Below are 278 nucleotides of genomic sequence, written 5' to 3'. Positions count from 1 at the left end.
ATGGTTTCGACCGATGCTTTTCCTTCATCCCCATAACCCAGGCGTTTGGCCACTTGCGGTTGATAGTCAAACAGCAGCCGGTTTTCACTGCGTCCGGCTACGAGGTGCAGACTAAATCGGATACGCCATAAGTGGTTTCGGCACTCAATAAGCTCTTCGAATTCTCGGGCGGTAAAATAGCCATGTTCTACTAACTCGCGACCTTTAAGCACTTTGAAATGCTTCTTGGCAACCCAGCCAATGCTTTGGATGTCGCGTAAGCAACCTGGGTTTTCCTT

The 278-nt window shown here is 49.3% G+C and carries 1 protein-coding gene; it reads right to left on the bottom strand.

The features are described from left to right. Window positions 1–278: [protein-PII] uridylyltransferase family protein (locus tag J0A66_RS23250; RefSeq protein ID WP_500676682.1), on the bottom strand; the 278-nt coding region annotated here is incomplete at both ends.

Source organism: Bowmanella dokdonensis, assembly GCF_017254865.1.
GTDB lineage: Bacteria > Pseudomonadota > Gammaproteobacteria > Enterobacterales > Alteromonadaceae > Bowmanella > Bowmanella dokdonensis.
This window is presented reverse-complemented; position numbering and strand designations above follow the sequence as displayed.